This window comes from Amycolatopsis sp. NBRC 101858 (assembly GCF_030269325.1).
GTDB lineage: Bacteria > Actinomycetota > Actinomycetes > Mycobacteriales > Pseudonocardiaceae > Amycolatopsis > Amycolatopsis ponsaeliensis.
Genome location: NZ_BSTD01000002.1, coordinates 1,675,553 through 1,701,626, shown reverse-complemented (window position 1 = coordinate 1,701,626; position 26,074 = coordinate 1,675,553). Strand labels below are relative to the sequence as shown.

Below are 26,074 nucleotides of genomic sequence, written 5' to 3'. Positions count from 1 at the left end.
GCATGATGACCACCCATCTGAGGACGAAACCCGTCGCCGCGGAGGAACCGACGGTCGACGCCCGCGAGCCGGTCGCGCGGCTGCTGCGGGACCTGCGCACCGCCCCGGCCGGCCTGACAGCCCGGGAAGCCGCTCGCCGGCTTGAGGTGAGCGGCCCGAACGCACTGCCGTCGCGCGGTGGCCACCGGTGGCCACTCGCCCTGCTGCGGCAGCTGGTCCACCCCCTCGCGCTGCTGCTGTGGGTCGCGGGTGGGCTGGCCTGGGTGGCCGGGACGACGAACCTGGCGATCGCCATCGCCGCGGTCATCCTGCTCAACGGCCTGCTCGCGTTCGTCCAGGAGCAGCAGGCGGAAAAGGCCGTCGAGGCACTGGGGAAGTACCTGCCCGACCGGGCGCCGGTGCTGCGCGACGGCCAGGTGTGGCACGTGCCCGCCACCGAGCTGGTGCCCGGCGACGTGCTCCTGCTGGAGGAAGGCAACCGCGTCCCGGCCGACGCCCGCCTGATCGACGGCACGGTCGACGTCGACGCGTCGATGCTGACGGGGGAGTCGGTGCCGGTCACGCGGATGGCCGACGCCCACGACGACGCGACGCGCGCCCTCGACTCGCCGGTGCTCGTGTTCAGCGGCACGGTGTGCGTCGCCGGAGCCGCGCACGCGGTCGTCCACGCGACCGGGCGGCACACCGAGATCGGCCGGATCGCGTCGCTCTCGGCGCGGGTCGGGCGTGAAGAGAGCCCGCTCGAACGGCAGGTGCGGCGGGTCGCGTGGCTGATCGCGCTCGTCGCGGTCGTCGTGGGGATCGGGTTCCTTCCGCTGGGGTGGCTGGCCGGGCTGTCGTGGTCGGCGGCGTTCGTGTTCGCGATCGGCCTGCTGGTGGCGAACGTCCCCGAGGGGCTGCTGCCGACGATCACGCTCGCCCTGGCCGCGGGAGTGCGGTCGATGGCGAAGGAGGGCGCGCTGGTCAAGCGGCTGTCGGCGGTCGAGACCCTGGGGTCCACGACGGTGATCTGCACCGACAAGACCGGGACGCTGACCCGGAACGAGATGCGCGTCGAAGAAATCCAGCCGGTCGGCGAGCCGGAACCGCTGGTCGCGGCGCTGGCCCGGTGCAGCACCGCGGACCTCGGTGGGGCGAGCGGCGATCCGACGGAGCTGGCGTTGCTGCGCTACGCGGAATCCCACGGTGTCGATCTGTCCACTCGGGACGCTCACCGGAAGGCGCTGTACCCGTTCGATCCCCGCTTGAAGAGAATGTCCACTGTGGATATCGCCGGGGACGAGCTGTACGTCTCGACGAAGGGCGCGCCGGAGCAGGTCTTGCCGCGGTGTGCGCTGCCGGTCGAAGAGCGGGCGCGGCTCATGGCGCTCGTCGACGAGATGGCCGGCCGGGCGTTGCGCGTGCTGGCCGTCGCCGGCCGTCCGGTGCCGTCGGTGCCGGCGGACCGGGAGGAAGCGGAGACGGACCTGCGCCTGCTCGGTTTGGTGGGCCTGGTCGACCCGCCCCGCCCCGAGGTCGCCGCGGCCGTGGCGGACTGCCACTCGGCGGGGATCAAGGTCCACGTGGTGACCGGCGACAACGGCCTGACCGCGGCCGAGATCGCCCGCCGCGTCGGGATCGGCGCCGACCGGGTGATCAGCGGCGAGGACCTGGCCCGCATGCCGGAGCCGGCGCTCGACGACGCGCTGACCGCCGACGGCGAGGTGGTGTTCTCCCGCGCCGCGCCGGAGGACAAGCTGCGCATCGCGGACGCGTTGCGCGACTGCGGCGAAGTGGTGGCGATGACCGGCGACGGCGTCAACGACGCGCCGGCGTTGCGCCGGGCCGACATCGGCGTGGCGATGGGCGTGGGCGGCACGGACGTCGCGAAGGAAGCGGCGACGGTCGTGCTGACGGACGACAACTTCGCGACGATCGTCGCCGGGGTGCGGGAGGGCCGCCGGGTCTTCGACAACGTCCGGAAGTTCGTGCTCTACATCTTCGCGCACGCGGTGCCGGAGGTGCTGCCGTTCCTGCTGTTCGCGGTGTCGGGCGGGATGATCCCGCTGCCGCTGACGGTGCTGCAGATCCTGGCGATCGACCTGGGCACGGAGACGCTGCCGGCATTGGCGCTGGGCCGTGAGCCCGCCGAGCCGGGCCTGATGTCGCGTCGTCCACGCCGGCGTTCGGAGGGCGTGGTCACCGGCCGGATGTTGTTGCGGGCATGGGGGATCATGGGCCTGCTGTCGGGCGTGCTGGTGCTGGGGGCGTACTTCGCGGTGCTGTACGCGGCGGGCTGGCACCCGGGAGCGGACGTGTCGACGGGAGCGTTGCACACGGCGTACCTGCAGGCGACGACGGCGAGCTTCGCGGCGATCGTGTTCTGCCAGGTGGGCACGGCGTTCGCGGCCCGGACGGAGCGGGTGTCGTTGAAGTCGGTGGGCTTGACGACGAACCGGTTGCTGCTGGGTGGGATCGCGTTCGAGTTGGTGTTCGCGGCGGCGTTGATCTATCTGCCGCCATTGCAGCACCTGTTCGGGACGGCGGCGTTGCCGGCTTGGGTGGTGGCGATGCTGCTGCCGATGCCCGTGCTGGTCTGGGGTGCGGACGAGCTGTTCCGGTGGGCCACGCGCAAGTGAATGCCCGATTTGTTGCAAAATCACGCCCGCAAGCGACTCACAGGTGACACGACTGATTCCCATGAGGTGGTGGTGTCCGATGTGGTTGGTCTTGACGGACGACTCCGAACAACTGAATCCCAGCCGACCAGGACTCGGTCACCTGATCGGCCTCGGTGCGGTGCTGTTTCCCGAGGACACCGTGGCGCTCTACAGCAACCGGATCAAGGCCGCCCGGGAGGAGCTCAAGGTGCCTCCGACAGCCGAGATCAAGTGGAGCCCCAAAGGCGGCAGCTGGTTCAAGACCGACGAAGGGCGCGCGATTCGCGCAGAGCTGCAACGCAGGATGATCGACGCGGCGGTCGAGGCGGGAGCACGCTCGGTTTCGGTCGTTTGGGACCGTGGCCGGGTGGAGTGGGAGGTCCCGCAGGTGCGCGCCACGGTGCTGGGATTTCTCTATGACAAGGTGTCCAATTTCCTGAAGAGCCAGGACCCACCAGGGCGTGGAATCGTCGTCGCCGACGAGCCTGGAGGAAACTCCGCGGAGCAGCATGCCTGGCTTGCCGAGACGCTTCCGCTCACGACTCAGGGAACCAAGTACAACGCGCCCACTCAGGTTGTGATGCCGATTCTCATGGCGCCGTCGCACCACGTTCCCCAGCTGCAGCTCGCCGACCTGGTCGCGGGTGTCACGGTTGGCGCCGTCGCCGGAAGCCCCTATGCCACGAGCCTCCTGCCCCGGCTCCTGCACATCGCATCGCGCGACAAGTACGGGCGGGTGGGCGGAACGGGGATCACCTTGTGGCCGCCGGACCTGGCGAACCTGTACTGGCATTTGTGCGGAGACACGACCCGCTGGAACCAGGGCTGTGAGTACAACCTTCCGCACCCGGGTTGGGACTACCACGCGAACGCCGGGATTCCTGCGGCGTGAGAAACCCCGGCGATCGAGCCTCAAAGATCAAGCCGGAGCCAGGCGGTGCACCGCTTCCGGGGTGATGACCACGACCGGGCACCGCGAAAACCGCACGCACTCGCGTCCCACGCTGCCCAGCACCAGGTCCGCCATCGCGCCTCCCCGGTGGGTTCCGAGCACCAGCAGGTCCGCGTCCGCCGACGCCGTCACCAGCTCGGTCGCCGGGTCTCCGTGCACCGTCCGGGTTTCCACCGAAGCCGCCGTTTCGATGCCCAGGCCCGCGATGTGCTCGTCGAGCGAATAGCCCACCTCCGGCACCCGCCCGTGCGGCTGGATCGTGAACGACGTGCCCGGCAGCAGGGTGTCGCGGGGGCGGACCAGGATCGCGCGGACCGTGTCGCCGGCGTGCGCGCCGATCTCGAAGGCCCACCTCAGTGCCGCGTCACCGCGGGGAGAGCCGTCTGTGCCGACGACGATCGCACGTCCGATGGTCATGGCTTCCTTCTTTCTCCTCGGGGTTACGCCGATCGTGCGGCGGGAGCCGGAGTCTTCGGTAGGGGACGAATTCCGCCGGACCGAGGGACTTTGTGCTCCGGTGCCCGGACCACGAGCGCGGCGACCATGACGAGCGGCGGAGCGTCCGGCCTCCGCGAAGAGGAGTGACCGCGATGACCGCACTGACGTCCGGCCAGATCGGCGTCCTCGCCCGGGCCGTGAGCCGGGCGCCTTCGGTGCACAACAGCCAGCCCTGGCAGCTGCTCGTCCGCGGGACCGAGGTGGACCTCCTCGAGCGCCGCGACGTCGAGCTGCGCCGGCACGACCCGTTCGGCCGGGATCGGCTGCTCTCCTGCGGTGCCGCGGTGACCAATCTCGAGCTGGCGGTCCGGGCACTGGGCCGGGACTGCCACGTCGAATACGGCGACGACGTCGCGGCCACCGTCACGATCGGCCGCCCGCACGCCACGCCGGCCCGGGAATTCGCGCTGTACAAAGCCATCCCGCGTCGCCGCAGCTATCGGCACCCCTTCTACCCCAGCCCGGTTCCCCCGGCGGTCCGCGCCGCCGTGGCGGTCGCGGGGGAGGCGACCGGCGTGCACGTCGTCACGCCCGGGCACCTCGACCGGCTGGCCGAGCTGCTCGGCTTCGCCACGCGCGTGCTCCGCGAAGACCGCGGCTACCAGCGCGAGCTCGAAGTCTGGACCGCGCACACCCACGGCTGGAGCGCGATCGGCGACGGCGTCCCCGAGGACGCGCTGACCCGCGACGCCCTGCCGGTGGCGGGGCTCGTCCGCGAGGAGACCCCGGTACCGGACGACGTCGTGCTCGCCGACCGGCTGGCCGCGGAGCACCTGCTGGTCGTCTGCACGGACGGCGACACCCGCGCCGACCGCCTCGCCGCCGGCGCGGCACTGCAGCGAGCCTGGCTCACCGCGACGGCGAAGGCGCTGGCCGGCTCGGTGCTCACGCAACCGCTGCACCTCACCGGCTTCCGGGCGCGGCTCGTCTCGGAGCTGGCGCTCCCCGGCTGCCCCCAGGCGATCCTGCGCTTCGGCTACCCCGCCGTCCCGGCGGCACCCTCACCACGGCTTCCGCTCGGCGAGCTGTTCCCACCCCCAGGAGGACCCCGATGACCTACGTACGCACCCTGGCCGAGATCCGGCTCACCGACGACGAGTCCGTCGGCGGCAAGGGCGCCAACCTCGGCGAGCTCATCGCGGCGGGCTTCCCCGTACCGGGCGGCTTCGTCATCTCCCGTGACGGCTACTGGGCCGCGCTCGAGAAGGCGGGCGTGCGCGCTGAGGTGGCCGACCTGCACGCCAAGGCGCTGGCCAATGTGGACGACGCGACGTTCCTGGCCGCGCAGTGCGACCGCATCCGCGACCTCGTGAGGGAAGCCGGGCTGACCGGTGACCTGCAGGAGGAGATCGCCCAGGCCTACCACCAGCTCGGCGCGTCGACGCCGGTCGCCATCCGGTCCTCGGCCACCGGGGAAGACGGCGCCGAAGCGTCCTTCGCCGGGATGAACGCCACCTACACCAACATCTGGGGCGACCACGCCGTCGCCGAGCACGTCGTCGACTGCTGGACGTCGTTGTTCAGCCCGCGCGTCGTCAGCTACCGGGCCAGCCGCGGGTTCACCGGCGAGCCGGCGATCGCCGTCGTCGTCCAGCGCATGATCCGCTCGGAGCGATCGGGGGTCATCTTCACCGCCGACCCGCGCACCGGCGACCGGGACCGCGTGGTGATCGAAGGCGTCTTCGGCCAGGGCGAAGCGATCGTCAGCGGCGCGGTCGAGCCCGACACCTACGTCGTCGGGAAGCAGGACCTGCTGATCCTGTCGGTGCGGATCGGCAGGCAGACGCACAAGATCGTCGCCGACGAGTCCGGCGGCGACGTCACCATCCAGCTGCCCGAGCCCGCGGGCGGCCGCCGTGTGCTCAGCGAGACCGCCGTGCTCGAACTGGCCCGCATGGCCACGCGCGTCGAGGAGCACTACGGCGTCCCGCAGGACATCGAGTTCGCGATTGCCGACCACGAGATCTTCCTCGTCCAGTCCCGGCCGATCACCACGCTGCCCCCGCTCGCCCCGGCGAGCGCCTCGGCGGCGCTGGTGACCGGGCTCGGCGCGTCGCCCGGCGAGGGCAGCGGCGCGGTGCGCGTGCTGCACGACCCGGTCGAGGCGAAACACCTGCGCGACGGCGAGATCCTGGTCGCGCCGATGACCAACCCGGACTGGGTGCCCGCCATCCGCCGGGCGGCCGCGGTGGTCACCGACGGCGGCGGGATGACCTGCCACGCGGCCGTCGTCGCGCGCGAGCTGGGCGTCCCGTGCGTGGTCGGCACCGGCGGCGCCACCCGCGTCCTGGTCGACCGCAGCCTGGTCACCGTCGACGGCACCCAGGGCGAGGTCCGGGCCGGCGCGACGAAGCACGAGGCCGCCCGCACCGCACCCGTCGCCGCCCCGGTGGCGCCGGAAGCCATCGGCACCAAGCTGTACGTCAACCTCGCCATGCCCGAACACGCCGACGAGGTCGCCGCGCAGGCGGTCGACGGCGTCGGCCTGCTGCGGGCGGAGTTCCTCCTGACCGAGGCACTCGGCGGCCGCCACCCGCGCGACCTGCTCGCCAAGGGCGAAGAACGGTCGTTCGTGGACAAGATGGCCGAGTCGCTGCTGAAGATCACCAAGCCGTTCGGCACCCGGCCGGTCGTCTACCGGGCGACCGACCTGCGGACCAACGAGTTCCGCGGCCTGGCCGGCGGCGAGCAGTTCGAGCCGGTCGAGAGCAACCCCATGATCGGGTACCGCGGCTGCTACCGGTACGTGCGCGAGCGCGACCTGTTCGCCCTCGAGCTGGAGACCCTCGCCCGCGTGCGCGAGCAGACCCCGAACCTGCACCTGATGATCCCGTTCGTCCGCACCAAGTGGGAGCTGGAGGAGTGCCTCGAACTGGTCGACGCGAGCCCGCTGGGCCGCCAGCGCGGGCTGCACCGCTGGGTCATGGCCGAGGTGCCCTCGGTCGTGCACTGGCTGGGCGAGTACGCCGGGATGGGCATCGACGGCGTCTCGATCGGCAGCAACGACCTCACCCAGCTGATGCTGGGCGTCGACCGCGACTCCGGAGTGTGCGCCGAGCTGTTCGATGAAGCCGACCCGGCGGTGCTCGACGCCATCGAGAAGATCGTCCGCATCGCCCGGCACCGCAACATCACTTCGTCGCTGTGTGGCCAGGCGCCGTCCACCAAACCCGGCTTCGCCGAGCACCTGGTGCGCTTCGGGATCACCTCGATCTCGGTCAACCCGGACGTCATCGGCACCGCCCGCGCGGCGATCGCGTCGGCCGAGCGCCGCATCCTGCTGGAGGCCACCCGATGAGCCCGGCGATCGAGATCCGCGGCCTGCGGAAGTCCTTCGGGCACACGCGCGCCCTCGACGGCCTGGACCTGACCGTGGCAACCGGTGAGGTGCACGGTTTCCTCGGCCCGAACGGGGCCGGGAAGACCACCACGCTGCGGCTGTTGCTGGGCCTGCTGCGCGCCGACGCCGGAGAGATGCGGTTGCTCGGCGGCGATCCCTGGCACGACGCCGTCGCGCTGCACCGGCGGCTCGCGTACGTGCCGGGCGAGGTCTCGCTGTGGCCGAACCTGACCGGTGGCGAGGTCATCGACCTGCTCGGCCGGCTGCGCGGCGGGCTGGACCCGGCTCGTCGCCGGCGGTACCTGGACCGCTTCGAGCTCGACCCGCGGGTCAAGGGCCGCGCGTACTCGAAGGGCAACCGGCAGAAGGTCGCCGTCGTCGCGGCGCTCGCGTCGGACGTCGAACTGCTGCTGCTCGACGAGCCGACCAGCGGGCTCGACCCGCTGATGGAGGAGGTCTTCCGCGAGTGCGTCCGCGAGGAACGCGAGCGCGGCCGCACAATCCTGCTGTCCAGCCACATCCTGTCCGAGGCGGAGGCCCTGTGCGACCGGGTGAGCATCATCCGCGGTGGCCGGCTGGTGGACTCCGGGAGCCTCGACGACCTGCGTCACCTCACCCGCACGACGATCACCGCCCGGCTGTCCGGCTCGCCGGACGGCCTCGCGGAGCTGCCCGGGGTGCACGACGTCGCCGTGGACGGCGCCGAGGTCCGGCTGACCGTCGACACGGCCGCGCTGTCGCCGGTGCTCGCCGCACTCGGTCGCGGTGGCGTGCACAGCCTGGTCAGCCGGCCGCCGACACTCGAAGAGCTGTTCCTCCGGCACTACCGTGCCGAAGCCGCCCCGGAGGCGGTGCCGGCATGAGCGGCACTCTGACCGGCACCGGCGAGCTGATCCGGTTCGCGCTGCGGCGCGACCGGATCCGGCTGCCGGTCTGGATCGTCGTGTTCGCGGCGACGGCTGCGTCCGCGGCGGCCGCGACGATGGCGGTCTACCCGACCGCGGCCGATCTGCACGCGGCGGCGGACAGCATCAACGCCGTCCCGTCGCTGCGGGCGCTGTACGGTCCGGTGCCCGAGCCGACCCTCGGCGCGACGTCGGTGTTCAAGCTGACCGCGTTCGGGGCCGCGCTGGTCGGCCTGGTGATGATCTTCACCGCCGTCCGGCACACCCGGGCCGAGGAGGAGGCCGGGCGCCGTGAGCTGCTTGGTTCCGCGGTGGTGGGCCGGTACGCCGGGCTGGCCGCGGCGCTGGCCGTGACGGCGGGAGCGAGCGTCGTGCTCGGCCTGGCCACCGCCGCGGCGCTGCTCGCGACCGGGCTGCCGGCTCCCGGCTCGCTGGCCTTCGGGCTCTGCTGGTCGGGAGCGGGGCTGGTCTTCGGTGCCGTCGCCGCGGTGACGGCTCAGCTGACGAAGAGCACGCGGTCGGCTTCGGGACTGGCTGTGCTCGCCCTGGTCATCGCGTACTTCCTGCGCGCGGTCGGCGACTCGTCCGGTCCGGGGTGGCTCTCTTGGGCGTCGCCGATCGGCTGGAGCGAGGAAGTCCGGCCGTTCGCGGGAGACGTCTGGTGGGTGCTCGGGCTCCCGCTCGGCACGGCTGTGGTGCTCGGCTGGGTCGCGGTCACGCTGGCCCGCGTCCGCGATCTCGACGCGGGTCTGCTGCCCGACCGTCCGGGCCCGGCCGGGGCGGGGCGGTCGCTGCGGAGCGCATGGGGCCTGGCTTGGCGGCTGAACCGCGGGAGCCTGACCGTCTGGACGAGTGCGTACGTGCTGCTCGGGCTGGTGTGCGGCAGCCTCGCCGGCAACGTCGGCTCCATGCTGACGAACTCCCAGGCGCAGGCCATGATCACTGCTCTGGGCGGTGAGAAGGGGATCTCCGACGCGTTCCTCGCGGCGGAGCTGGCGATGGGCGGCGTGATCACCTCGGCCTACGTGATCGCGGTGCTGGCCCGGCTGCGCGCCGAAGAGCGGGCGCTGCGGATCGAGCCGCTGCTGGCCGGCGCGGTGGACCGGCGCCGGCTGCTGGGCGGCTATCTCGTCTTCGCGGTCGCGGCGCCGGCGGTCTTGTTGACCGCGCTCGGCCTGGCGGCCGGGCTGACCAACGGCGCGCACCTCGGCCGGGTCGGACCCGAAGTGGCCCGGCTGGTCGGCGCGGCTTCGGCGCAGCTGCCCGCGGTCTGGGTGCTGACCGGGATCGCGACCGTCGTGTTCGGGCTGTTCGGCCGCGCGCTGACCGCGGCCTGGGCCGCCTTGGTGACGTTCCTGCTGCTCGGGGAGTTCGGCGCGCTGCTGAAGCTCGACCAGTGGGTGCTCGACCTGTCGCCGTTCACGCACTCGCCGAAGCTCCCGGGCGTGGCGGTGCACGCGACGCCGTTGCTTTGGCTCACCGCGCTCGGGGCGGTGCTGGTCGTGGCCGGCGTTGTGGGGTTCCGCCGGCGGGACATCGCCGGCTGATCTGGAAGGGACGAACCGATGCCCGAAGGCACTCGCGCCGCTTCGCTCAGCGCCGCCCGCCGAGCGTCCGCGCGCTACCGCACCAGCTCGTGGCCGGGCGGGCTCCACGTGACCGGCCACCGGACGGCGGTGCACCCCGACCCGGTGCTGACTTTCCTCGGCGGGGACGGCTGTGCCCGGTTCCTCCTCGAGACGCCAGGCACCAGGGTCGTGGTCGGCTGCGGATTGTTCGCCGGGCCGGATGCGTTGTGGCGCCGCAACTTCTCGCCGTGCCCCGGCGAGCTGCACGCGGCCGACGCGGTGATCCTGGCGGGCGCCGGGCTCGGCGACGCGGGGTTCCTGCCGCAGCTGGTCGCCGAAGGCTGGCACGGGCCGGTGTTCGCGACGCCGGGCACTGCCGCGCTGCTCCCGATCACGTTGGCCGACGCCGCGGAGCAGTTCGCGGAGGACGCCGATCGGAGCCCGTTCGGCCCTGCCCTGCCACCGTTCCGGCCGGACGACGTCGCCCCGGCCGTCGCACTCGTGCGACCGGTCGAGTTCGGCAGTCTCCGGCGGCTGGAGGGCGCCGAGTTCGAGTTCGGCCGCGCGGGCGGGCGGCTCGGGGCGGCCTGGGTGCGGGTTCGTAGCGGTGGCCGTTCGGTCGTCTTCGCGGGCCCGCTCGGCGCCGCCGGTCATCCGTTGCTGCGCTCGCCGGACCCGCGGCCGCGCTCCGACGTCCTCGTGCTCGCGGCACCGCGCCCGGCCGGCGAGGGCCACCTGACCGGCCGGTTCGCCGCGGCGGTGCACCGCGCGGTCCGGCGAGGCGGGGATGTCGTCGTCCCTGCGTCCGGCGGCGTCGCGGTGTTGCTGACGATGGTGCGTGACCTCGTGGCCGCCGGCGAGATCCCCCGGCTGCCGGTCGTGCTGGACAGCCCGGCCGGCTCGGCGGCGCTCGACGTCCACCGTCAGGCGGCCGCCGAGCGGTGGCCGGAACTGCGCCGCGACGGCCGGGTGGGCGTGCCCGACAGCCTCGCCGAGCGGGTTCCGGACCGGCCGTCGATCATCGTGGCCGGGCTCGAGACCGCGGACTCCGGCCGGGTGCTGCGGCACCTGGAAGCCCTGCTACCGGATCCGCGCGCCGGCGTCGTCCTGCTGGGACACCCCGCGCCGGGAACGCGCGCGGCCCGGCTCGCCGAAGGGACCCGGCAGCTGAAGATCCACGGGCGGTACGTCCCGGTCCGGGCGGAGGTGACGGCGCTGGGCGAGACCGGCGAGTTCGCCGGTCCGGCAGAGACCCTCGAATGGGCGAACGCGACACCGGCTCCGGAGACGGCGTTCGTCGTGGCCGGAGCGGGCGCACCCGCGCTGGCGAAGGCGCTGCACGCGGAGAACGGCTGGTGCGCGGTGGTTCCGGAGGACGGTGAGCAGGTGCTGTGCTGAACCGCTACCGGTCGAGGGTGAGCTGCCGCAGGTGGTGCTCGAAGTGCCGGGCCGGGTAGCGGTAGATGTCGGCCGTCGTCATCGAGGGGGCGAAGAACGGGTCCCACCGGACCGGGTAGTGCATCCGGCGTCCGAGGTCGGCTTCGGTGGCCCGGTCGAGGCTGCGGTGCAGCGACGCGATGATGCGGTCCAGCCACGCGGCCGCGCGGCGCGGGCCGAGCAGGCCGCCGCCGCACGACCCGAGGTAGTTGACGACGTGGAAGGGGCGGGTGGCGGCGTCGAGAACGGCGGCGAACGCACGGCTCACCGGGTCCGGCAGGCGGCCGAAGAGGCGCACCAGCACCAGCAGCGCGCGCACGATCTGGTAGCCGAACACGAGGTGGAAGAGCAGCTGCCCGTTGGTCCATCGGGTTCCCCGTGACCGCCGGTGCAGGTCCGCGGGCGTGGCCGAGGCCGCGAGCTCGTGGAGGGTGGCGCGGTCGCGCTCCCACTGGTCGTGCACTGCCTGCCGGTCCATGGCCCACTCCCGCTCACGCCGGTCTCAGCATCCCACGGAGTGTCTGAAGCCAGTCTCAGCGTGGGACTCCCGGAGGGCCTTTGGTCCCTGCGAGACGTGACGCGCGGCCGTCGTCGCGGTGGGCCGGTCGCGATGATGCTGGACGGGTCCGTCACCCCAGGAAGCGGAGCCCGACGATGAGCCGTCCCCTGCCCAGCGTGTTCGACCAGGCCCTCGCTTCGGCCGTGCGCGCGCCTTCGCCGCACAACACCCAGCCGTGGCGGTTCGTCGTCGAGCACGAGGTGATCGAGGTGTGGCTGGACCGCGAGCGCGTGCTCGCCGTCGCCGACCCGCACGGGCGGGAGGCGCGGCTCGCCTGCGGCGCGGCCGCCTTCAACCTGCAGATCTGCCTGCGCGCCAACGGGCTCGCCGCGGTCGTGCGGCTGCTGCCGGATCCGGACGAGCCGGACCTGGTCGCGGTGATCCGGCTCGACGGCAACGAGAAGGCCTCCGCGGCCGAACGCAAGCTGGCCGACGCCGTGTTCCGCCGGCACACCAACCGCCGTCCGCTGCTGGACAAGGAAGTGCCGGTCGTCGCGCGGACCGCGCTGAAGTCCGCGGCGCTGCGCGAGGGCGGGCAGGTCGAGTACCTCGACGCGTCGGGCCGCTACACGCCGGTCGCGTCGCTGGTCCGGCAGGCCGAAGCCCTGCAGGCCGACGACCACGCCTTCAAAGCGGAGGCCGCGTTCTGGACCCACCGCGACTCCGACAGCCCCGACGGCGTCCCGAAGATCGCGTCCGGACCGCCACCGCACAGCCCCGGCATCGTGTCGTTGCGCGGGTCGCACGAGAACCGTGAACTACCGGAACGGGAATACGAGCGGGAGCCGCTGCTCGGCGCCGTGCTGACCCGCGACCGCGGACCGCACGCCGAAGTCCGGGCGGGCATGGCGATGCAGCGCGTGCTGCTCACCGCGACCGCCGAAGGCCTGGCGACGTCGTTCCTGTCCCAGCCGTTCGAAACCCCGCGGACGCGGGAGTCGCTCGACCGGCTCTTCGCCGGACTCGGGCAGCCGCACACCCTGCTGCGCATCGGGTACGGCTACCCGACCCGGCTCACCGCCCGCCGTCCGGTGAAGGACGTGCTCACCCACCGGACCGCGCGGGACGTCCCGGCGAGCTGACGCCTCAGGCGTGCTGCGCGCGCAGCACGTCCTGGAAGGTGACCATGCCGACCACGTGCCCGTCTTCGACGACCGGCGCCGAGCGCACCCCGGCGTCGGTCATCCGCCGCGCCAGCTCGTGCACAGCGGTGTCCGCCGCGACAGCCAGGCCGGACGTGCGCATGACCGCCCCCGCGGTGCGAGGCCGGCTGTCCAGCATCACGCCGGTGTCCGGGTCGCCGGTCGGCTCCGGCGCGCGGAGGATGTCCACTTCGGACAGGAGGCCGAGCAGCCGCCCGTCCGCGTCGACCACCGGCATCGTCGTGAACCCGCGCTCGGTCATCACCTTCGCGGCTTCGTCGAGCGTTGCCGACGGGGTCAGGGCGAACGTCGGGGTGGTCATGATGTCGCGTGCGCGCATGGCCGGGGCTCCGTTTCCGTCGGGATCTCCGACGATCCCGGGCTTGTCCCGGCCGGCACAGGGTCCTAAGTCCCCGGGCTGTCCGACGACGGGCCCGAGGCCGGGGTCCAAGGCCTCTTCGCCCGGGCGGTGGTTCCGATGATCCTTGAGGGGAAAGGATTGCCGACCGGAGAGGGCAGGAACCATGAGCACGTCGTCGAACCCGATCGCGCGGAAGTGGCGCACGATCCTCCCGCGCCGCGGTTCGGTGGCGCGGCCGTCGGATCGCCTCCAAGGCGGTCTGCTGGCCTTCTTCGTGCTGTTCGCGCTCGCCGCGCTGCCGGTCGCCGCCAGCTTCGGGTCGGAAACGTATGTGCGGCAGCAAGTCACGTCCGCGCAGCAGCTGGGGGAGCGCACGCGGGTGATCGCGACCCTGCTCGTCGACGGGCCGGCCATCACGGTGAACTCCCGTGCCGGCGTCGCCGGCAGCGGCGAGCCCACCGACGCGACCTGGACGCTCCCGGACGGAACCCGCCGGGTCGGCAAGGTCGTCGCCGACCAGGGCACCGTCAAGGGGGAAACACTGGCCGTCTGGGTGGACCGGGACGGCTCCGTGGTGGAGCCGCCGCTCAGCGGTGCCGCCGTCGTCATCGACGCGGTCGGCGTCGGGCTCGGCCTGTGGCTCGCCACGCTGGCGTTGCTGGCGGCCGGCTACCGGCTCACCGTGTTCTCCCTCGACCGCTTCCGTTACGCGCGGTGGCAGCACGAGTGGTTCCACGAACTTGATCGCAAAACCCACTCTTGAGACAAGGAGAAGGTGAAACCGAAATGACCACGGCAAACCAGGGAGACATCGTCGTCGGTGTCGACCATTCGGCGGTCAGCGTGGCCGCCCTGCGCTGGGCGGCGGCGGAAGCCGCGGAAAGCGGTCGTCGCGTCGTCGCGCTGCGCGCGTGGACGTTCGAACCGGTCTACGACCTCGGCGCGGCGGTCGCCGGTACCCCGGAGACGGTCGCGGACCGGGAACGGCGGCAGCTCGACGAGGTCGTCGGCGAAGTGCGGGCCGAGCACCCGGGTGTCGCCATCCGGGCCGAGCTGGCCGAGCACTCGGCCACGGTGGCGCTGGAAGAGGCGTCGAAGACCGCGGCGATGCTCGTACTCGGCAGCCACGGGCGCGGCCGGCTGCTGAAGCTGCTCGTCGGCTCGGTCGCCGAGCACTGCCTGCGGGAGGCGAGCTGCCCCGTGGTGGTCATCCCGGCGCGCACGGTTCCCGAGCCCGAGAAGGAGACGGCGGCGACGCCGGAGCCCGCGGGCACCTACTACCCGGGACCGCTGCTGTGAAGGAGATCAAGATGCCCAGTCGCCGGAAAGTGGGTTCGGTCATGACGACCGACGTCGCCACCGTCGGGCCGGACACGCCGTTCAAGGCCGTCGCGGTCCTGCTGGCCTCGTGGAACATCAGCGGGGCGCCGGTGGTGGACGAGGACGGCCACGTGCTCGGGGTCGTGTCGCAGGGCGACCTGCTCGAACACGAGGCCCCGCACGGCCTGCTCACGCCCGGTTCGAGGCAGGCCAAGCGGAAGGCCGGTGCCGCGTTCACCGCCGACCTGATGACCAAGCCCGCGATCACGGTCCGGACCGGCGACGACGTCGCTGTCGCCGCGAAGCTGCTGGAGCAGCACCACTTCCACCGCCTGCCGGTGGTGGACGACGAGGGCAAGCTCGCCGGCGTCGTGTCCCGTTCGGACCTGCTAAGGGTGTTCCTGCGCACGGACCGCGAAATCCGCGACGAGGTCCGGGACGAGGTGCTGCTGCGCGACATGGCCCTGGATCCCTCCGCCCTGTACGTCGCGGTGCACAACGGCATCGTCACGCTCAACGGGACAGTCGAGCGGGAGAGCATGATCCCGGTCATCGTGGCGCTGGTCCGCCGGGTCGACGGGGTGGTCGAGGTGCGGCAGACCCTGCGGGCCCACTTCGACGACCGCGGTGTGTCGCCGATGCCGCCGGGCGAGGTCGGCGTGCTGAGTTCGCACAAGCCGCACAACTGACGCGCCACCTCGAAAGGGCCACCGTCCGAACCGGACGGTGGCCCCTTCGTCGTGGGCTCAGCTGCGGAACAGGGCGACCTTCAAGGCGTTGCTGTCCTGCGGGTGGGCGAAGACGTCGTACGCCTCGTCCATCTCGTCGAGCCCGAACCGGTGCGTGACGAACCGGCTCGTGTCCAGGCGGCCGGCCGCGAGCATCCGCAGCAGCATCGGCGTGCTGGACGTGTCGACCAGCCCGGTCGTGATCGTGACGTTCTTGATCCACAGGTCCTCGAGGTGCAGCGTCGCCGGAGCACCGTGGACGCCGACGTTCGCGACGTGCCCACCCGGGCGGACCAGCTTCGCGCACAGCTCGAAGGTCTCCGGCACACCGACCGCCTCGATCGCGACGTCCGCGCCGAGCCCGCCGCTCAGCTCGGTCACCGCGGCCACGGCGTCCTCCGGCGACACCATCAGGTCCGCGCCGAACGCCTTCGACGCGTCGAGCCGCGCGGGCTCCTTGTCGACCACGACGATCGTGCTGGGGGAGAACAGCTGGGCGTTGGTGATCGCGGCCAGCCCGATCGGCCCGGCTCCGACGATCACCACGGTGTCGCCCGGCTTGACGCCGCCGTTGCGGACACCGACCTCGTAGGACGTCGGCACGATGTCGGCCAGCATCAGCGCGGACTCGTCGCTCACGCCGGACGGCAGCACGTACGTCGAAGTGTCGGCGAACGGGACGCGCGCGTACTCAGCCTGGACGCCGTCGGTGGTGTGGCCGAGGATCCAGCCCCCGCCGCCGAGGCACTGCCCGTAGGCCGCGGTCCGGCAGTACTCGCACCGCCCGCAGGCGGAGATGCAGGACACCAGCACCTTGTCGCCCGCTTTGACAGCGGTCACCGCGGACCCGGTCTCGACGATCGTGCCGACCGCTTCGTGGCCGAGGATCCGGCCGCGCTCGACCTCGGGGACGTCGCCCTTGAGGATGTGCAGGTCGGTGCCGCAGATGGTGACCGCGTCGACCCGGACGATCGCGTCGGTCGGGGCGGCGAGCTCGGGCTCGGCGTGGTCGGTCCAGCTGCGCCGGCCGGGGCCGTCGTACACGAGTGCCTTCATTTCTTCTCCTTCGTTGCCGGGACAGCCGAAAGGGCGCCCGCCGGTCGGCGGGCGCCCTTGGAGCGGATCGCGTTCAGCGCAGCCACTTGCGGTCGCCGACGGCGTCCGCCCAGCGGCGGCCGAGTCCCCACGTGTTGCCGGCGGCCGCGGCGGCCAGCACGATGAGGATCAGCGCGTAGATGATGTGGTAGTCGATGATCGGGTTGGTGGAGTGCGTCGCCTCACCGGTGCTCATGCTCTGCGCGAACGGCCATTCGGCGGCCCACATCATGAGCATCATCAGCGAGCCGGCGACCGCACTCAGCCGCAGCCCGATCCCGGCGATCACGGCGATGCCGATGGCGCCCAGGCCGAGCATGAACAGCCAGTCGGCCCACCAGGTGCCGGCCCAGGAGTGGAACATCGACTCGAACGGGCCGACGTGCACGCTGCTCAGGAAGCCCTTGGTCGGCGATCCGCCGCTGATCCAGGCGCCCTTCGCCGGGGTCGCGTAACCCAGGCCGAACAGCTTGTCCAGGAACGCCCACAGGAAGACGAACCCGGTGACGACCCGCAGGACGGCCAGGGACTTCCCGGCGAGCGTGGGGCCGGCGACGAAGTCGGGGACCGGCTTGGGTTCGGTGACCCGGTGACCCGAGGTGGTGTTCTTCTCATCCGGTCGGATGGACATGGGGAAACCTCCGTTCTTTCGGTGCTGCGGTCAGTTTCTTCCGGTGCCCCGGGGGTTTCTGGGGCCGAAGGTCACCGGCCGGGAGGCCATTGGGTGCCGGTTGCCGGGGACCACCCGGAAGGGACCGAAGTCCTCCCGGGCGAGGGCCGAAGCCTCGCGCCCTCGGCGGCTTCGGCCGGTTGACTTCCCGGTGGTGAAAGGGGAATCGGATGAGCGGCACGGAACTCGTGGTCGGCGTCGACGGCTCGGCCGGAGCACTCACGGTGGTCCGCTGGGCCGCGCGCATCGCACGGGAACGGAACTTCGGCCTGCGGCTGGTCCGCGCCCTGCCGGGACTGCCCGCGCCCTACCCGCGGGCCGATCCGATGTACGCGCAGCTGCTGGAAGCGGCCACGGGGCAGAGCCGGACCTTGCTGGCCGAGGCCCGAGCCGCCGTACCGGATGTCCGCGTGAAGATGGTGCTGCGGTCCGAACAGCCGGCGGACGCCCTGGTCGCCGAATCCGGTGACGCGGCGATGCTCGTGCTGGGCACGCCGGGGCTGCGGCCGCTGGGCCGGATCCTGCTCGGGTCGGTCACGGTGGCGCTCGCCGCGCACGCGCACTGTCCGGTGGTCCTGGTCCGCCCGCACGCCGGTGAGGACGAACCGCCCACCGAAGGACCGGTGGTGGTCGGCGTGGACGGCAGCCCGGCGAGCGAGGAGGCCATCGCGACCGCGTTCGAGGAGGCGTCCTGGCGGGATGCGAGGCTGATCGCGGTGCACTGCCGCAGCGACGGTTGGTGGGGTGAGGGCGAGCAGTACGGGCACGAGCTGCTCGCCCAGCGGCTGGCCGGCTGGCAGGAGAAGTTCCCGGATGTCGGCGTCGACCGGGGAGGTGGTCGCGGGGCGGCCGGCCGAGCGGCTGCTCGACTTCGCCGACCGGGCACAGCTGCTGGTCGCGGGCAGCCGCGGCCGGGGTGGGTTCAGCGGCCTGGCCCTCGGGTCGACTAGCCGGGCGCTGATGTCCTACGCGCTCTGCCCGGTGCTGGTCGCGCGGCCCCAGGCGAAGTAGGCCACCGGTCCGACGAAGTTCACGGCGATCACCAGTGCCCACGCCCATTTCGGGCCGCGAACCTGCGCGGACGGTCGGTGGGCGAGGTCGCCCCACGCCGCCGCGGCGAGCAGGAACTGCACGCCCGCCGCGGCGCGGATCCGCCGCCGTTGCCCGGTGGTCACGTCGCGCCACCGCTTCCGTTGTCCCATGGCGTTCTTCTTCCGTCCGGACGTCTCCTCGTCGGCGTGCTGGGGACGAGTGCCCGCCGGGCTGCCTCACCGGCGGGCACCCGAGGCCGCGCTCAGCCGAGCGACCGTCCGATCAGCTCCACCAGCTCGACCGTGCGGGTCGCGTAGCCCCACTCGTTGTCGTACCAGCCGAACACCTTCGCCAGGTGCGAATCGGCCTTCGTCAGCTGCGCGTCGAACACGCACGACGCCGGGTCGCCGATGATGTCGCGGGACACCACCGGGGCCTCGGTGTAGCGCAGGATGCCCTTGAGGTCGCCGTCGGACGCCTCGGCGAACGCGTGGTTGACCTGCTCCGCGGTCACCGGGCGCTCGAGCTCGACGGTCAGGTCGGTCAGCGACCCGTCCTCGACCGGCACGCGCACGGCGACGCCGTCGAGCTTGCCGGCCAGCGCCGGGAGCACCAGGCCGATCGCCTTCGCCGCACCGGTGCTGGTCGGGACCACGTTCACCGCCGCCGAGCGGGCGCGACGCGGGTCCTTGTGCGGGCGGTCCAGCAGCGCCTGATCGCCGGTGTAGCTGTGGATCGTGGTGAGCAGCCCGCGCCGGATGCCGAACGCGGAGTGCAGCACCTTGACCATCGGCGCGACGCAGTTGGTGGTGCACGAGGCGTTCGAGACGATGTGGTGCTTCGCGGGGTCGTAGTCGCCGTCGTTGACCCCGAGCACGATGGTCGCGTCGACGTCTTTGCCGGGCGCGGAGATGACGACCTTCCTGGCGCCCGCGGCCAGGTGCACCCCGGCGGCTTCGCGGGTGCGGAACTTGCCGGTGGACTCCACGACGACATCGGCGCCGTACTCGCCCCACGGCAGCTGCGCGGGGTCTGCGGTGGAGGTCACCTGGATGAGGTGGTCACCGACGCGCAGCGCCTCGCCGTCGACGACCTCGACCGGCAGGCGCAAGCGCCCGTAGGTGGAGTCGTAGGCGAGCAGGTGCGCCAGCATCTCCGGCGACGTGATGTCGTTGACCGCGACCACTTCGATCGGGCTGTCGGGCGTTTCCAGCACGCACCGCAGGATGTCGCGCCCGATCCTGCCGAAGCCGTTGATCCCGAGCCGTACCGTCATCTGCTTCTCCCTGTCTGCTTCGCGTCTTCCCGATGGTTCGGCACGCGCGGTTCCTGCTCGTAGGGCCCTTGGTCCTCGCAGGTCGGGCAGAACGGCAGCTTCGCCCGCCGGCCGGAAGGCGTTGGCTGGCAGGCGGAAAGGGGAATGGTGATGGTGGTGCGAAACACGCGGAAGACAGCCGGGCCGCATCGCCGGATGCCCGCGCAGGACAGCCTGTGGCTGCACCTGGACCGCCCGGAGAACCTCATGGTCGTCACCTCGGTCCTCTGGACGCGAACGCCGGTGGATCCGGCCCGGCTGCGGTCGGTCGTCTCCGACCGCCTGCTCGCCCGGTACCCGGTGTACTTCCAGCGGGCCGTGCGTCGCGGCCGCCGCCTCGCCTGGGAAACCGATCCGGGCTTCGACCTCGGCAAGCACCTCGTCGTGCGCGACCTCCCGGAGCCGGCGGACCAGGCCGCACTCCAGGAGTTCGTGGCCGCCCGGCGGAGCGAGCCGCTCGACCCGAAAAGTCCACTGTGGACCATCGATCTGCTGCAGGGCTACCGCGGCGGCAGCGCGCTGGTGTGCCGCACACACCACTCGATGGCCGATGGGATCCGGCTGACGCAGGTGCTGTTCAGCCTCCTCGACCGGGCCGAAGGCGAGACCGCGCCGCACGCGAAGGTCGGCGGCGCCGGGCCGAACCGGGAGGCCGTAGCACAACCGGTCGTCCGGTTCGGTGCGGCGATGCTGCGGGCTCTCGGCGACACGGGCGCGAAGGTGCAGCGGCAGGCCGCCCGGGTGCACCCCGTCCTGGAGACGGCGGTGGCGCTGCCGGTGCTCGGTGCGACGGCAGCGGCCGGTGCGACCGGCGCGGCCGCCGGGTTCCTGACCTCGGCGCTGAGCGGCGGGCCCCGCCGCGCGGCCGACCTGGTCGCGGGCGCGGCGACGACGCTCTGGCACAGCGCCACCGGCACCGGCGAACTGCTCGGCCCGTCGACCGCCACCGGCCTGTGGGACGGCGAACCAGGGGTCGAGAAGACCGCGGTCTGGGGCGAACCGATCCCGCTGCACGCCCTCGCCCGCGTCGGTCACGACACCGGGACGACCCTCAACGACGTCTGCACGGCGCTCGTCGCGGGCGCGCTCGACCGGTACTTCGCCGCGCACGGCACCGCCCGCCCCGATCCGTCCGACCTCGGCTGGCTGATCCCGGTGAGCTTGTCGTCCTTCGACGACGAGCTGCCGGCGGACCTGGGCAACCACTTCTCGCTCGTTCTAGCGCAGTTGCCGCTGGGCCGCCGGACGTTCGCCGAGCGCCTCGCCGAGGTACACCGGCGGGTGGCCCGCATCCGCGACTCGTACGAGCCGGTGCTGACGTTCGGGATGCAGTACGCGATCGCGCAGAGCCCAGCGGTGCTGGGACTGCCGGCCAGCAGGTTCTTCGCGGGCAAGGCGGTCGGGGTGCTCACGAACGTGCCGGGCCCGCGCGCGCCGATGACCCTGGCGGGGGCCCCGGTCGAAGGCATCGTCGGCTGGGCCCCGTGCAGCGGCCGCCAAGCGATCACGATCTGCATCTTCAGCTACGCCGGCGAGGTCCGCTTCGGCTTCGGGACCGACCGGAAGCTGATCCCGGACCCGGAAGCACTGGTCGACGCGCTGGCGGCGGAGTTCGCGGAGGTGGCCCGCTGATCAGCGGGCCACCTCGCGCAGGGCCTGGACTTCCCGCTCGATCGCCTTGACCAGCACCTCGGTCTCCGGCACCGCGCCGGCGTCGGAGGTGATCCCGAACGTCACCTGCCCGGCGTAGCTGAGCATCGCCACGCCGATCCGCACCCGCAGCGCGATCGGGACGTACGGATAGATCTCGACGATCGGCCGGCCCAGCGCGGACAACGGTTCGGCCGGGCCGCGCACGTTGGTCGTCACCGTGACGATGTTGCGCTGCGGCAGGTGCGCGGCCGCCCGGATCGCCCAGGCCACCGGGGCGAACGGCTCATGCGCGGCCGTCGCGGTGAGCAGCGCGCCGGCGGTGGCCTCCTTGCCCGCCTTCAGCGTCTCCAGACGGCGGTGCACCCGGATCAGGCGTTGCGCCGGATCGGTGAGGTCGACCGGGAGCAGCGGCAGCAGGAGCGAGACCTCGTTGTCCAGCGACGTCCCGTTCCGCGCGGACACCGGCACCAGGGACCGCACACTGTCGGCAGCCGGCGTTTCCCCGCGTTGCAGCAGCAGTTCGCGGAAGCCGGCCGTGACGGCGGCCAGCAGGACGTCGTTCACGGTCACGTCGAACGCCCGCGCCACGGCCTTGATCTCGGCCAGCGGCACCGACGCGGTCGAGTAGTGCCGGTCGCGGCCGAGCGGCCCGGTCAGCGGGGTCGGTGACGCCGGCAGCAGCGCCGAGGTCATCGCCGTGAGGCCGCGGGCGGCGTCGCTGACGTGCCGGGCCAGGCGGTTCGGGTGCAGCACCTCGCGGGCAAGGAGCCGGGCTTGGTCCCAGGGAGTGCGCAGCAGGGTGCCGATCGCCTCGTCCAGCAGCCTTGCCGAGCCGGGGTCGGGGGAGTCCGCGTCGCGTGGTGCGGGCGGCTCGGTGCTGCCGAACAGGATCGTCTGGAGCCGGGTCGCCGCGAGCCCGTCGGCCAGTGCGTGGTGCACCTTCGACAGGATGGCCCAGCGCCCGTCCGGCAGGTCCTCGATCACCCAGAACTCCCACAGCGGCCGGTCGCGCTCGAGCCGTTCGCCCATCAGCAGGGCGACCAGCTCGCCGAGCGCGGCGCGGTCGTGCGGCTCCGGGAGCGCGACCCGGCCGAAGTGCGCGGGCGGATCGAACGCCGGATCGTCGACCCAGGCCGGGGGGCCGAGGTCGAACGGCACCGTGCGCACCTTCTGGTGGTAGCGCGGGATCCCGGCCAGCTGCGCCAGCACGGCCGTCTCGAACTCGTCCTGGGCGGGCGCGGGTCCTTCGGCGATCGCCACCGAGGCGATGGCCAGGGACGAGCTGGGGTCTTCGTCCTCGATCTCGAGGAACGCGGCGTCGAGCGGGCTGAGCCGGTCCATGACGTCCTCTCAGCGGGCGATGTCCAGGACCACCCGGCGGATCCGGTCGGTCCTACCTGGGTGAAGACGCGAATGGCAGCTTCGCGCGCACGCCGATGGCGAACACGCACCGCCCTTCGAAGGAACCGGCGAAGCGCACGGCCCGCAGGGATGGCCAGCCCGGCGTGCTCACCAGGGTGTCACCGACCGAGGCCAGGACCCGGCCGGGCTGGTGGCCGGCGTCGTCACTGCCGAGCGCGGGCGCCCGGATCGCGAACTCCAGCGCGGCGCCGCCGGGAACCGGCAGTGGGTCGCCCTTCGGATCGGAGGTCACGACCGGCAGGTAGCGGGCTGCGAAGCCGACGTCCGCGGAACCGTTGACGGAGAAGACGACGCGGTCGTAGCACTCGTGCCGCCCAGTCCGGACGAGGTAGACCGCGTCGCGGCTCATCGGGCCGCCGCTGCGCTGGTCGGTGCCCCACCGCGCCGGGTCGGGGCAGGAAGGTGCCGGGACCCGGGGCGTGGTCGCCGGCGCCGGCTTCGTGGGAGTCGGCGTGGGCTTGGGTGTCGCTGTGGCCGCGGTGGTGGCCGGCGCGGGCGGGACCGATGCCGTGGGAAGCGTGCTCGTCGCCGGTGAGGCGCTCTGGTCGCTCCCGCACCCGGCGACCGCCAGCCCGCACACCAGCGCGAGGAAGATCGTCCGCCCGCGCATGGTCAGTCGGCCCGGGTGAGGGCGTCGCGGCGGCGTTCGTACTCCTCCTGGTCGATCTCGCCGCGGGCGAACCGCTCGTCGAGGATCCGCCGGGCGGTGCCGTCCGCGCTCGGGGGTTGCGGCCCCCGCCGGGCGAGGACGACGGCGAGGCTGACGACCGCGGCCAGGACCAGCGCCATCAGCACGAGCATGCCGATGCCACCTGCCCAGCCGGCCCAGCCCATGGTTCCGGGGTTGTGCCAGTACGGCATGACCGGCTCCTTTCCTAGTGGGCCTGGAAGTGCTTCGGGGGAGCTTCGAGTGGCTGCAACACGTCGGCGAGGTCACGGCGCGGCGTCGCGGGCAGCGGGTCGGCGTTGGCGGGCGCCCAGCCGACGCGCAGCACCATCTGCGGGAACGACCCGCCGGTGACTCGCTCGGTCACGCTCTCGCGGACGTCGGCCAGCTCCAGCGGCTCGGTGAGCGGGCACGACGACAGGCCGAAGGCGTTCGCCATCAGCAGCACCGCGCTCGTCGCCTCACCGGCCCGCAGCCGGGACATCCGGTCGTCGGACGCGGTGCTCAGCACCAGCAGCACGGTCTCGTCGTCTTCGGCCTTGGCGTCGGGTGGCTGGGCGAGGAGCGGGTCGGCGAACGCGCGGGTCCGCAGCGCACCCGGGGTGTCGTCGGGCGCCGGCGTGTTGCGGGACGGGACACCGTCGGGTGCGACGTGGCGGCCGCTCCAGGCGGCCAGTTCGGTGCGGTAGGCGGGATCCCCGGCATGCCGCCGCGAAGCCTCTTCGATCGCCGTGGCCAGGTGGTAGCGCGGCGAGCCTTCGGCGACCTGCAGCACGGTGCCCTCGAGCGACGCGGCCCGGGCCATCGCTTCGACGTGCCCGCGAGGCACACTCCACGAGCTGTGCCGGCGCCGGTCGGTGCGCCGCCGCGGGATCGCCGCCGCCATCGCGACCTCGTCCTGGGAAGGGTCGTGCTGGTGCAGGGTGATCGCCGCGAGGTGGTCGGGTTCGTCCGGGTTCGGCAGCCGGTGGACCTCGGCACCCCAGCCGAGGGCGGCGAAGCCGACCCGGATGTGGTGCAGGGCCGCGCCGCAGCTGAGGATCAGGTCGCGGCCGTCCGGGTCGGTTTCCCGCAGCAGCCGGTCCTGATCGGCGTACAGGTGCAGCGAGCTCTGCCCGACCCGCCAGTACCACGGCTGGGAGTTGTGCACCGACGGCGCGCGGACCGCCATGGCGACCGCGGTCCTGACGGTGAACTCGTCCGGAAGTCCTCGCTCCATCATCGGCCTGCCTCGGGATCGGGGATGTCGTCGGCTTCGACCCTCGCACCGCGGTTCCCGGCACCGGGAGGGCCGGAATGCCTCAGCACGGGGGACTTTCGGTGCTCCGGCACCAGGGCCGCGACCGCCCGCGCGAGCGACTCGGCCGGCGACCCGCTTGTCGGCAGCGGGTGCGCTTCGGGCCACGGATCGGCGTCCGCGGCCATCCGGTGCGCGATCTCCGGGGTGGCGTCGGACAAGGCACCGGTCCGGGTCGTGATCCGGCGTGCGGCGGTCTCCTCCGGCGCGTGGCACCGCACGGCGACGAGCGGGCTGTCCGTCCGTTCGGCCACTTCGGCGGCCGGCGCGCGGTGCCGGGCGGCGGTCCACGACGCGTCCAGCACCACGCTCTCGCCGAGGGCCAGCAGCTCCCCGGCGCGGCGCACGAGCTCCGCGTAGGTCGCGTCGGTGTGGCGGGCGTCGTAGAGGCCCTGCCGATAGCCCTCTGGAGGCCGCCGGGCCGGCGTGAGCCCGGCCAGCTCCTTGCGTATCCGGTCCGACTGCAGCAGCGTGGCACCGAGCCGGTCGGCGAGCCCGCCGGCGATCGTCGACTTGCCCGTGCCGGGCTCCCCGCCGACGAGGACCAGGCGCACCCGGCCCAGCCGCAGGTGCCACAGCGCGAGATCGGCGTACTCGCGCGCCAGCGGGGCGGCGCCGGTATCGCCCTGGGCGTGGCGCAGGCAGGCCACCTTGACCCGGACGAACGCGCGGTAGGCCAGGTAGTGGTGCACCAGCGTCGGGGGAGTGGGATCGCCGGAGAACTCGCGGTAGTCGAGCAGGAGCTGCTCGCCCAGCTCGGGAGCGTCGAGCCGCTCGAGATCCATGGCGAGAAAGGCGATGTCGTCGAGGACGTCGACGTGCCGGAGGTGGTCGTCGAACTCCAGGCAGTCCAGCACGCGGGGACCGTCGTCGAGGCAGAAGACGTCGTCGGCGAGCAGGTCGCCGTGCCCGTCGACGACGTGTCCTTCGGCGATCCGGCGGTCGAACAGCGGCTTGCGGCCGGCCAGGAACTCCTCGGCGAGGGCTTCGATCTCGAGTGCGGTGGCCGCGTCGAGGACGTCGTCGTGGAACGGCCGGACCTGCTCGAAGCTGTCCCGCCACCGGCCGCGGACGGCGTCGCGGGTCTCGTCGGCGTCGATCTCCGGCCCGCGTTCGGCCCGTGCGTGGAAGGCGGCGAGCTGCCGGGCCAGCCGCCGGGTCGCCAGGTGCAGGGGAGCCCGCTCGCGGACCAAAGTGGACAGTCGCCGGTCTTCGGGCATCCGGCGCATCACGACCAGGTGGTCGCGGACCGCGCCGTCCGGGCCGGTGACGTCGGCGACGCCGAGGTAGACGTCCGGCGCCAGCCGCCGGTTCAGCTCCACCTCCCGGTGGCACACCCGCTCGCGGGTCTCCCGCGCGGAAAAGTCGAGGAAGCCGAGGTCGACCGGCTTCTTGAGCTTGTAGGCGAGGTCTCCGACGAGGAAGACCACGCCGATGTGTGTCTCGTGCACATCGGCCCAGGATCCGTTCATGC

At 72.7% G+C, this 26,074-nt stretch carries 25 protein-coding genes and 1 pseudogene; 14 read left to right on the top strand and 12 right to left on the bottom strand.

Annotated features, from left to right (window positions below):
- Positions 1–5 precede the first annotated feature (5 nt).
- Both QSK39_RS20860 and QSK39_RS20855 read left to right on the top strand, forming a co-directional pair.
- Positions 6–2,618, top strand: coding sequence for a cation-translocating P-type ATPase (locus tag QSK39_RS20860; RefSeq protein ID WP_285479434.1), 2,613 nt, complete (start codon positions 6–8; stop codon positions 2,616–2,618).
- 91 nt (positions 2,619–2,709) lie between these two features.
- Entirely contained in the window at positions 2,710–3,531 is an 822-nt protein-coding gene (locus tag QSK39_RS20855; RefSeq protein WP_285479433.1) for a DUF3800 domain-containing protein, read from the top strand.
- A 27-nt stretch (positions 3,532–3,558) separates the two neighbouring features.
- On the opposite strand, the gene QSK39_RS20850 is transcribed toward QSK39_RS20855, so the two are convergent.
- The gene (locus tag QSK39_RS20850) at positions 3,559–4,008 is read right to left on the bottom strand and encodes a universal stress protein (RefSeq protein WP_285479432.1); all 450 of its coding nucleotides are present in this window, start codon (positions 4,006–4,008) and stop codon (positions 3,559–3,561) included.
- A gap of 173 nt (positions 4,009–4,181) precedes the next feature.
- Between QSK39_RS20850 and QSK39_RS20845 the strand changes: the two genes are divergently transcribed.
- From QSK39_RS20845 to QSK39_RS20825, 5 genes are read left to right on the top strand one after another with little or no spacing between them, the layout of a single operon-like run.
- Complete coding sequence (locus tag QSK39_RS20845; RefSeq protein ID WP_285479431.1) at positions 4,182–5,144, top strand: Acg family FMN-binding oxidoreductase; 963 nt, start codon at positions 4,182–4,184, stop codon at positions 5,142–5,144.
- Positions 5,141–7,387, top strand: coding sequence for a phosphoenolpyruvate synthase (gene ppsA / locus QSK39_RS20840; protein ID WP_285479430.1), 2,247 nt, complete (start codon positions 5,141–5,143; stop codon positions 7,385–7,387). The genes QSK39_RS20845 and ppsA overlap by 4 nt, the downstream gene beginning before the upstream one ends.
- Positions 7,384–8,292, top strand: coding sequence for an ABC transporter ATP-binding protein (locus QSK39_RS20835; protein WP_285479429.1), 909 nt, complete (start codon positions 7,384–7,386; stop codon positions 8,290–8,292). The genes ppsA and QSK39_RS20835 overlap by 4 nt, the downstream gene beginning before the upstream one ends.
- A complete protein-coding gene (locus QSK39_RS20830) occupies positions 8,289–9,881 on the top strand; it encodes an ABC transporter permease (RefSeq protein ID WP_285479428.1) in 1,593 nt (530 codons plus the stop codon). The genes QSK39_RS20835 and QSK39_RS20830 overlap by 4 nt, the downstream gene beginning before the upstream one ends.
- A gap of 18 nt (positions 9,882–9,899) precedes the next feature.
- Complete coding sequence (locus tag QSK39_RS20825; protein WP_285479427.1) at positions 9,900–11,300, top strand: MBL fold metallo-hydrolase; 1,401 nt, start codon at positions 9,900–9,902, stop codon at positions 11,298–11,300.
- Positions 11,301–11,304: 4 nt separating this feature from the next.
- On the opposite strand, the gene QSK39_RS20820 is transcribed toward QSK39_RS20825, so the two are convergent.
- Positions 11,305–11,817: a DinB family protein gene (locus tag QSK39_RS20820; protein WP_285479426.1), complete on the bottom strand. Its 513-nt coding sequence runs from the start codon at positions 11,815–11,817 to the stop codon at positions 11,305–11,307.
- Positions 11,818–11,993: 176 nt separating this feature from the next.
- Between QSK39_RS20820 and QSK39_RS20815 the strand changes: the two genes are divergently transcribed.
- A complete protein-coding gene (locus tag QSK39_RS20815) occupies positions 11,994–12,980 on the top strand; it encodes an Acg family FMN-binding oxidoreductase (protein ID WP_285479425.1) in 987 nt (328 codons plus the stop codon).
- Between the two features lie 4 nt (positions 12,981–12,984).
- Here the strand turns inward: QSK39_RS20815 and QSK39_RS20810 are convergent, their stop codons facing one another.
- Positions 12,985–13,380, bottom strand: a complete 396-nt coding sequence (locus tag QSK39_RS20810; RefSeq protein WP_285479424.1) for a CBS domain-containing protein — start codon at positions 13,378–13,380, stop codon at positions 12,985–12,987.
- 184 nt (positions 13,381–13,564) lie between these two features.
- Between QSK39_RS20810 and QSK39_RS20805 the strand changes: the two genes are divergently transcribed.
- Genes QSK39_RS20805 through QSK39_RS20795 form a run of 3 tightly spaced genes read left to right on the top strand, consistent with a single transcriptional unit; the run spans position 13,565 to position 15,410 of the window.
- Positions 13,565–14,164, top strand: a complete 600-nt coding sequence (locus QSK39_RS20805; protein WP_285479423.1) for an Rv1733c family protein — start codon at positions 13,565–13,567, stop codon at positions 14,162–14,164.
- 23 nt (positions 14,165–14,187) lie between these two features.
- Positions 14,188–14,700 (top strand): universal stress protein, encoded by a 513-nt coding sequence (locus QSK39_RS20800; RefSeq protein WP_285479422.1) that lies wholly within the window; start codon positions 14,188–14,190, stop codon positions 14,698–14,700.
- Positions 14,701–14,711: 11 nt separating this feature from the next.
- Complete coding sequence (locus QSK39_RS20795; RefSeq protein ID WP_285479421.1) at positions 14,712–15,410, top strand: CBS domain-containing protein; 699 nt, start codon at positions 14,712–14,714, stop codon at positions 15,408–15,410.
- Positions 15,411–15,467: 57 nt separating this feature from the next.
- Here QSK39_RS20795 and QSK39_RS20790 read toward each other — a convergent pair whose 3' ends face one another.
- Together QSK39_RS20790 and QSK39_RS20785 are read right to left on the bottom strand one after the other, a co-directional pair.
- Complete coding sequence (locus QSK39_RS20790) at positions 15,468–16,505, bottom strand: zinc-dependent alcohol dehydrogenase family protein (protein WP_285479420.1); 1,038 nt, start codon at positions 16,503–16,505, stop codon at positions 15,468–15,470.
- Positions 16,506–16,578: 73 nt separating this feature from the next.
- Positions 16,579–17,175, bottom strand: coding sequence for a DoxX family membrane protein (locus QSK39_RS20785; RefSeq protein ID WP_285479419.1), 597 nt, complete (start codon positions 17,173–17,175; stop codon positions 16,579–16,581).
- Between the two features lie 209 nt (positions 17,176–17,384).
- On the opposite strand from QSK39_RS20785, the pseudogene QSK39_RS53030 reads away from it, so the two are divergent.
- Together QSK39_RS53030 and QSK39_RS53025 are read left to right on the top strand one after the other, a co-directional pair.
- Positions 17,385–17,915 (top strand): annotated as a pseudogene (locus QSK39_RS53030) (universal stress protein); the annotation flags it as partial.
- A gap of 112 nt (positions 17,916–18,027) precedes the next feature.
- Positions 18,028–18,225, top strand: coding sequence for a universal stress protein (locus QSK39_RS53025; RefSeq protein WP_353051061.1), 198 nt, complete (start codon positions 18,028–18,030; stop codon positions 18,223–18,225).
- Here the strand turns inward: QSK39_RS53025 and QSK39_RS20775 are convergent.
- On the bottom strand, positions 18,180–18,416 hold the full coding sequence (locus QSK39_RS20775; protein WP_285479418.1) for a PLD nuclease N-terminal domain-containing protein: 237 nt from the start codon (positions 18,414–18,416) through the stop codon (positions 18,180–18,182). The genes QSK39_RS53025 and QSK39_RS20775 overlap by 46 nt on opposite strands.
- Positions 18,417–18,508: 92 nt before the next feature.
- Complete coding sequence (gap, locus tag QSK39_RS20770; RefSeq protein ID WP_285479417.1) at positions 18,509–19,522, bottom strand: type I glyceraldehyde-3-phosphate dehydrogenase; 1,014 nt, start codon at positions 19,520–19,522, stop codon at positions 18,509–18,511.
- A 195-nt stretch (positions 19,523–19,717) separates the two neighbouring features.
- On the opposite strand from gap, the gene QSK39_RS20765 reads away from it, so the two are divergent.
- The gene (locus QSK39_RS20765; protein ID WP_285479416.1) at positions 19,718–21,193 is read left to right on the top strand and encodes a WS/DGAT domain-containing protein; all 1,476 of its coding nucleotides are present in this window, start codon (positions 19,718–19,720) and stop codon (positions 21,191–21,193) included.
- Here the strand turns inward: QSK39_RS20765 and QSK39_RS20760 are convergent, their stop codons facing one another.
- From QSK39_RS20760 to QSK39_RS20740, 5 genes are read right to left on the bottom strand one after another with little or no spacing between them, the layout of a single operon-like run.
- Positions 21,194–22,555, bottom strand: coding sequence for a wax ester/triacylglycerol synthase family O-acyltransferase (locus tag QSK39_RS20760; RefSeq protein ID WP_285479415.1), 1,362 nt, complete (start codon positions 22,553–22,555; stop codon positions 21,194–21,196).
- Between the two features lie 52 nt (positions 22,556–22,607).
- Positions 22,608–23,246, bottom strand: coding sequence for an AMIN-like domain-containing (lipo)protein (locus QSK39_RS20755; RefSeq protein WP_285479414.1), 639 nt, complete (start codon positions 23,244–23,246; stop codon positions 22,608–22,610).
- A 2-nt stretch (positions 23,247–23,248) separates the two neighbouring features.
- On the bottom strand, positions 23,249–23,497 hold the full coding sequence (locus QSK39_RS20750; RefSeq protein ID WP_285479413.1) for an SHOCT domain-containing protein: 249 nt from the start codon (positions 23,495–23,497) through the stop codon (positions 23,249–23,251).
- A gap of 14 nt (positions 23,498–23,511) precedes the next feature.
- Positions 23,512–24,522, bottom strand: a complete 1,011-nt coding sequence (locus QSK39_RS20745; RefSeq protein ID WP_285479412.1) for an Acg family FMN-binding oxidoreductase — start codon at positions 24,520–24,522, stop codon at positions 23,512–23,514.
- Positions 24,522–26,072, bottom strand: a complete 1,551-nt coding sequence (locus QSK39_RS20740) for a bifunctional aminoglycoside phosphotransferase/ATP-binding protein (protein WP_285479411.1) — start codon at positions 26,070–26,072, stop codon at positions 24,522–24,524. The genes QSK39_RS20745 and QSK39_RS20740 overlap by 1 nt, the downstream gene beginning before the upstream one ends.
- Positions 26,073–26,074 lie beyond the last annotated feature (2 nt).

Coding starts and splice junctions, on each gene's coding strand:
- QSK39_RS20860 (WP_285479434.1), top strand. CDS start 6: ATGACCACCCATCTGAGGACGAAACCCGTCGCCGCGGAGGAACCGACG.
- QSK39_RS20850 (WP_285479432.1), bottom strand. CDS start 4,008: ATGACCATCGGACGTGCGATCGTCGTCGGCACAGACGGCTCTCCCCGC.
- QSK39_RS20845 (WP_285479431.1), top strand. CDS start 4,182: ATGACCGCACTGACGTCCGGCCAGATCGGCGTCCTCGCCCGGGCCGTG.
- ppsA (WP_285479430.1), top strand. CDS start 5,141: ATGACCTACGTACGCACCCTGGCCGAGATCCGGCTCACCGACGACGAG.
- QSK39_RS20835 (WP_285479429.1), top strand. CDS start 7,384: ATGAGCCCGGCGATCGAGATCCGCGGCCTGCGGAAGTCCTTCGGGCAC.
- QSK39_RS20830 (WP_285479428.1), top strand. CDS start 8,289: ATGAGCGGCACTCTGACCGGCACCGGCGAGCTGATCCGGTTCGCGCTG.
- QSK39_RS20825 (WP_285479427.1), top strand. CDS start 9,900: ATGCCCGAAGGCACTCGCGCCGCTTCGCTCAGCGCCGCCCGCCGAGCG.
- QSK39_RS20820 (WP_285479426.1), bottom strand. CDS start 11,817: ATGGACCGGCAGGCAGTGCACGACCAGTGGGAGCGCGACCGCGCCACC.
- QSK39_RS20815 (WP_285479425.1), top strand. CDS start 11,994: ATGAGCCGTCCCCTGCCCAGCGTGTTCGACCAGGCCCTCGCTTCGGCC.
- QSK39_RS20810 (WP_285479424.1), bottom strand. CDS start 13,380: ATGCGCGCACGCGACATCATGACCACCCCGACGTTCGCCCTGACCCCG.
- QSK39_RS20805 (WP_285479423.1), top strand. CDS start 13,565: ATGAGCACGTCGTCGAACCCGATCGCGCGGAAGTGGCGCACGATCCTC.
- QSK39_RS20800 (WP_285479422.1), top strand. CDS start 14,188: ATGACCACGGCAAACCAGGGAGACATCGTCGTCGGTGTCGACCATTCG.
- QSK39_RS20795 (WP_285479421.1), top strand. CDS start 14,712: ATGCCCAGTCGCCGGAAAGTGGGTTCGGTCATGACGACCGACGTCGCC.
- QSK39_RS20790 (WP_285479420.1), bottom strand. CDS start 16,505: ATGAAGGCACTCGTGTACGACGGCCCCGGCCGGCGCAGCTGGACCGAC.
- QSK39_RS20785 (WP_285479419.1), bottom strand. CDS start 17,175: ATGTCCATCCGACCGGATGAGAAGAACACCACCTCGGGTCACCGGGTC.
- QSK39_RS53025 (WP_353051061.1), top strand. CDS start 18,028: ATGTCGGCGTCGACCGGGGAGGTGGTCGCGGGGCGGCCGGCCGAGCGG.
- QSK39_RS20775 (WP_285479418.1), bottom strand. CDS start 18,416: ATGGGACAACGGAAGCGGTGGCGCGACGTGACCACCGGGCAACGGCGG.
- gap (WP_285479417.1), bottom strand. CDS start 19,522: ATGACGGTACGGCTCGGGATCAACGGCTTCGGCAGGATCGGGCGCGAC.
- QSK39_RS20765 (WP_285479416.1), top strand. CDS start 19,718: ATGCCCGCGCAGGACAGCCTGTGGCTGCACCTGGACCGCCCGGAGAAC.
- QSK39_RS20760 (WP_285479415.1), bottom strand. CDS start 22,555: ATGGACCGGCTCAGCCCGCTCGACGCCGCGTTCCTCGAGATCGAGGAC.
- QSK39_RS20755 (WP_285479414.1), bottom strand. CDS start 23,246: ATGCGCGGGCGGACGATCTTCCTCGCGCTGGTGTGCGGGCTGGCGGTC.
- QSK39_RS20750 (WP_285479413.1), bottom strand. CDS start 23,497: ATGCCGTACTGGCACAACCCCGGAACCATGGGCTGGGCCGGCTGGGCA.
- QSK39_RS20745 (WP_285479412.1), bottom strand. CDS start 24,522: ATGGAGCGAGGACTTCCGGACGAGTTCACCGTCAGGACCGCGGTCGCC.
- QSK39_RS20740 (WP_285479411.1), bottom strand. CDS start 26,072: ATGAACGGATCCTGGGCCGATGTGCACGAGACACACATCGGCGTGGTC.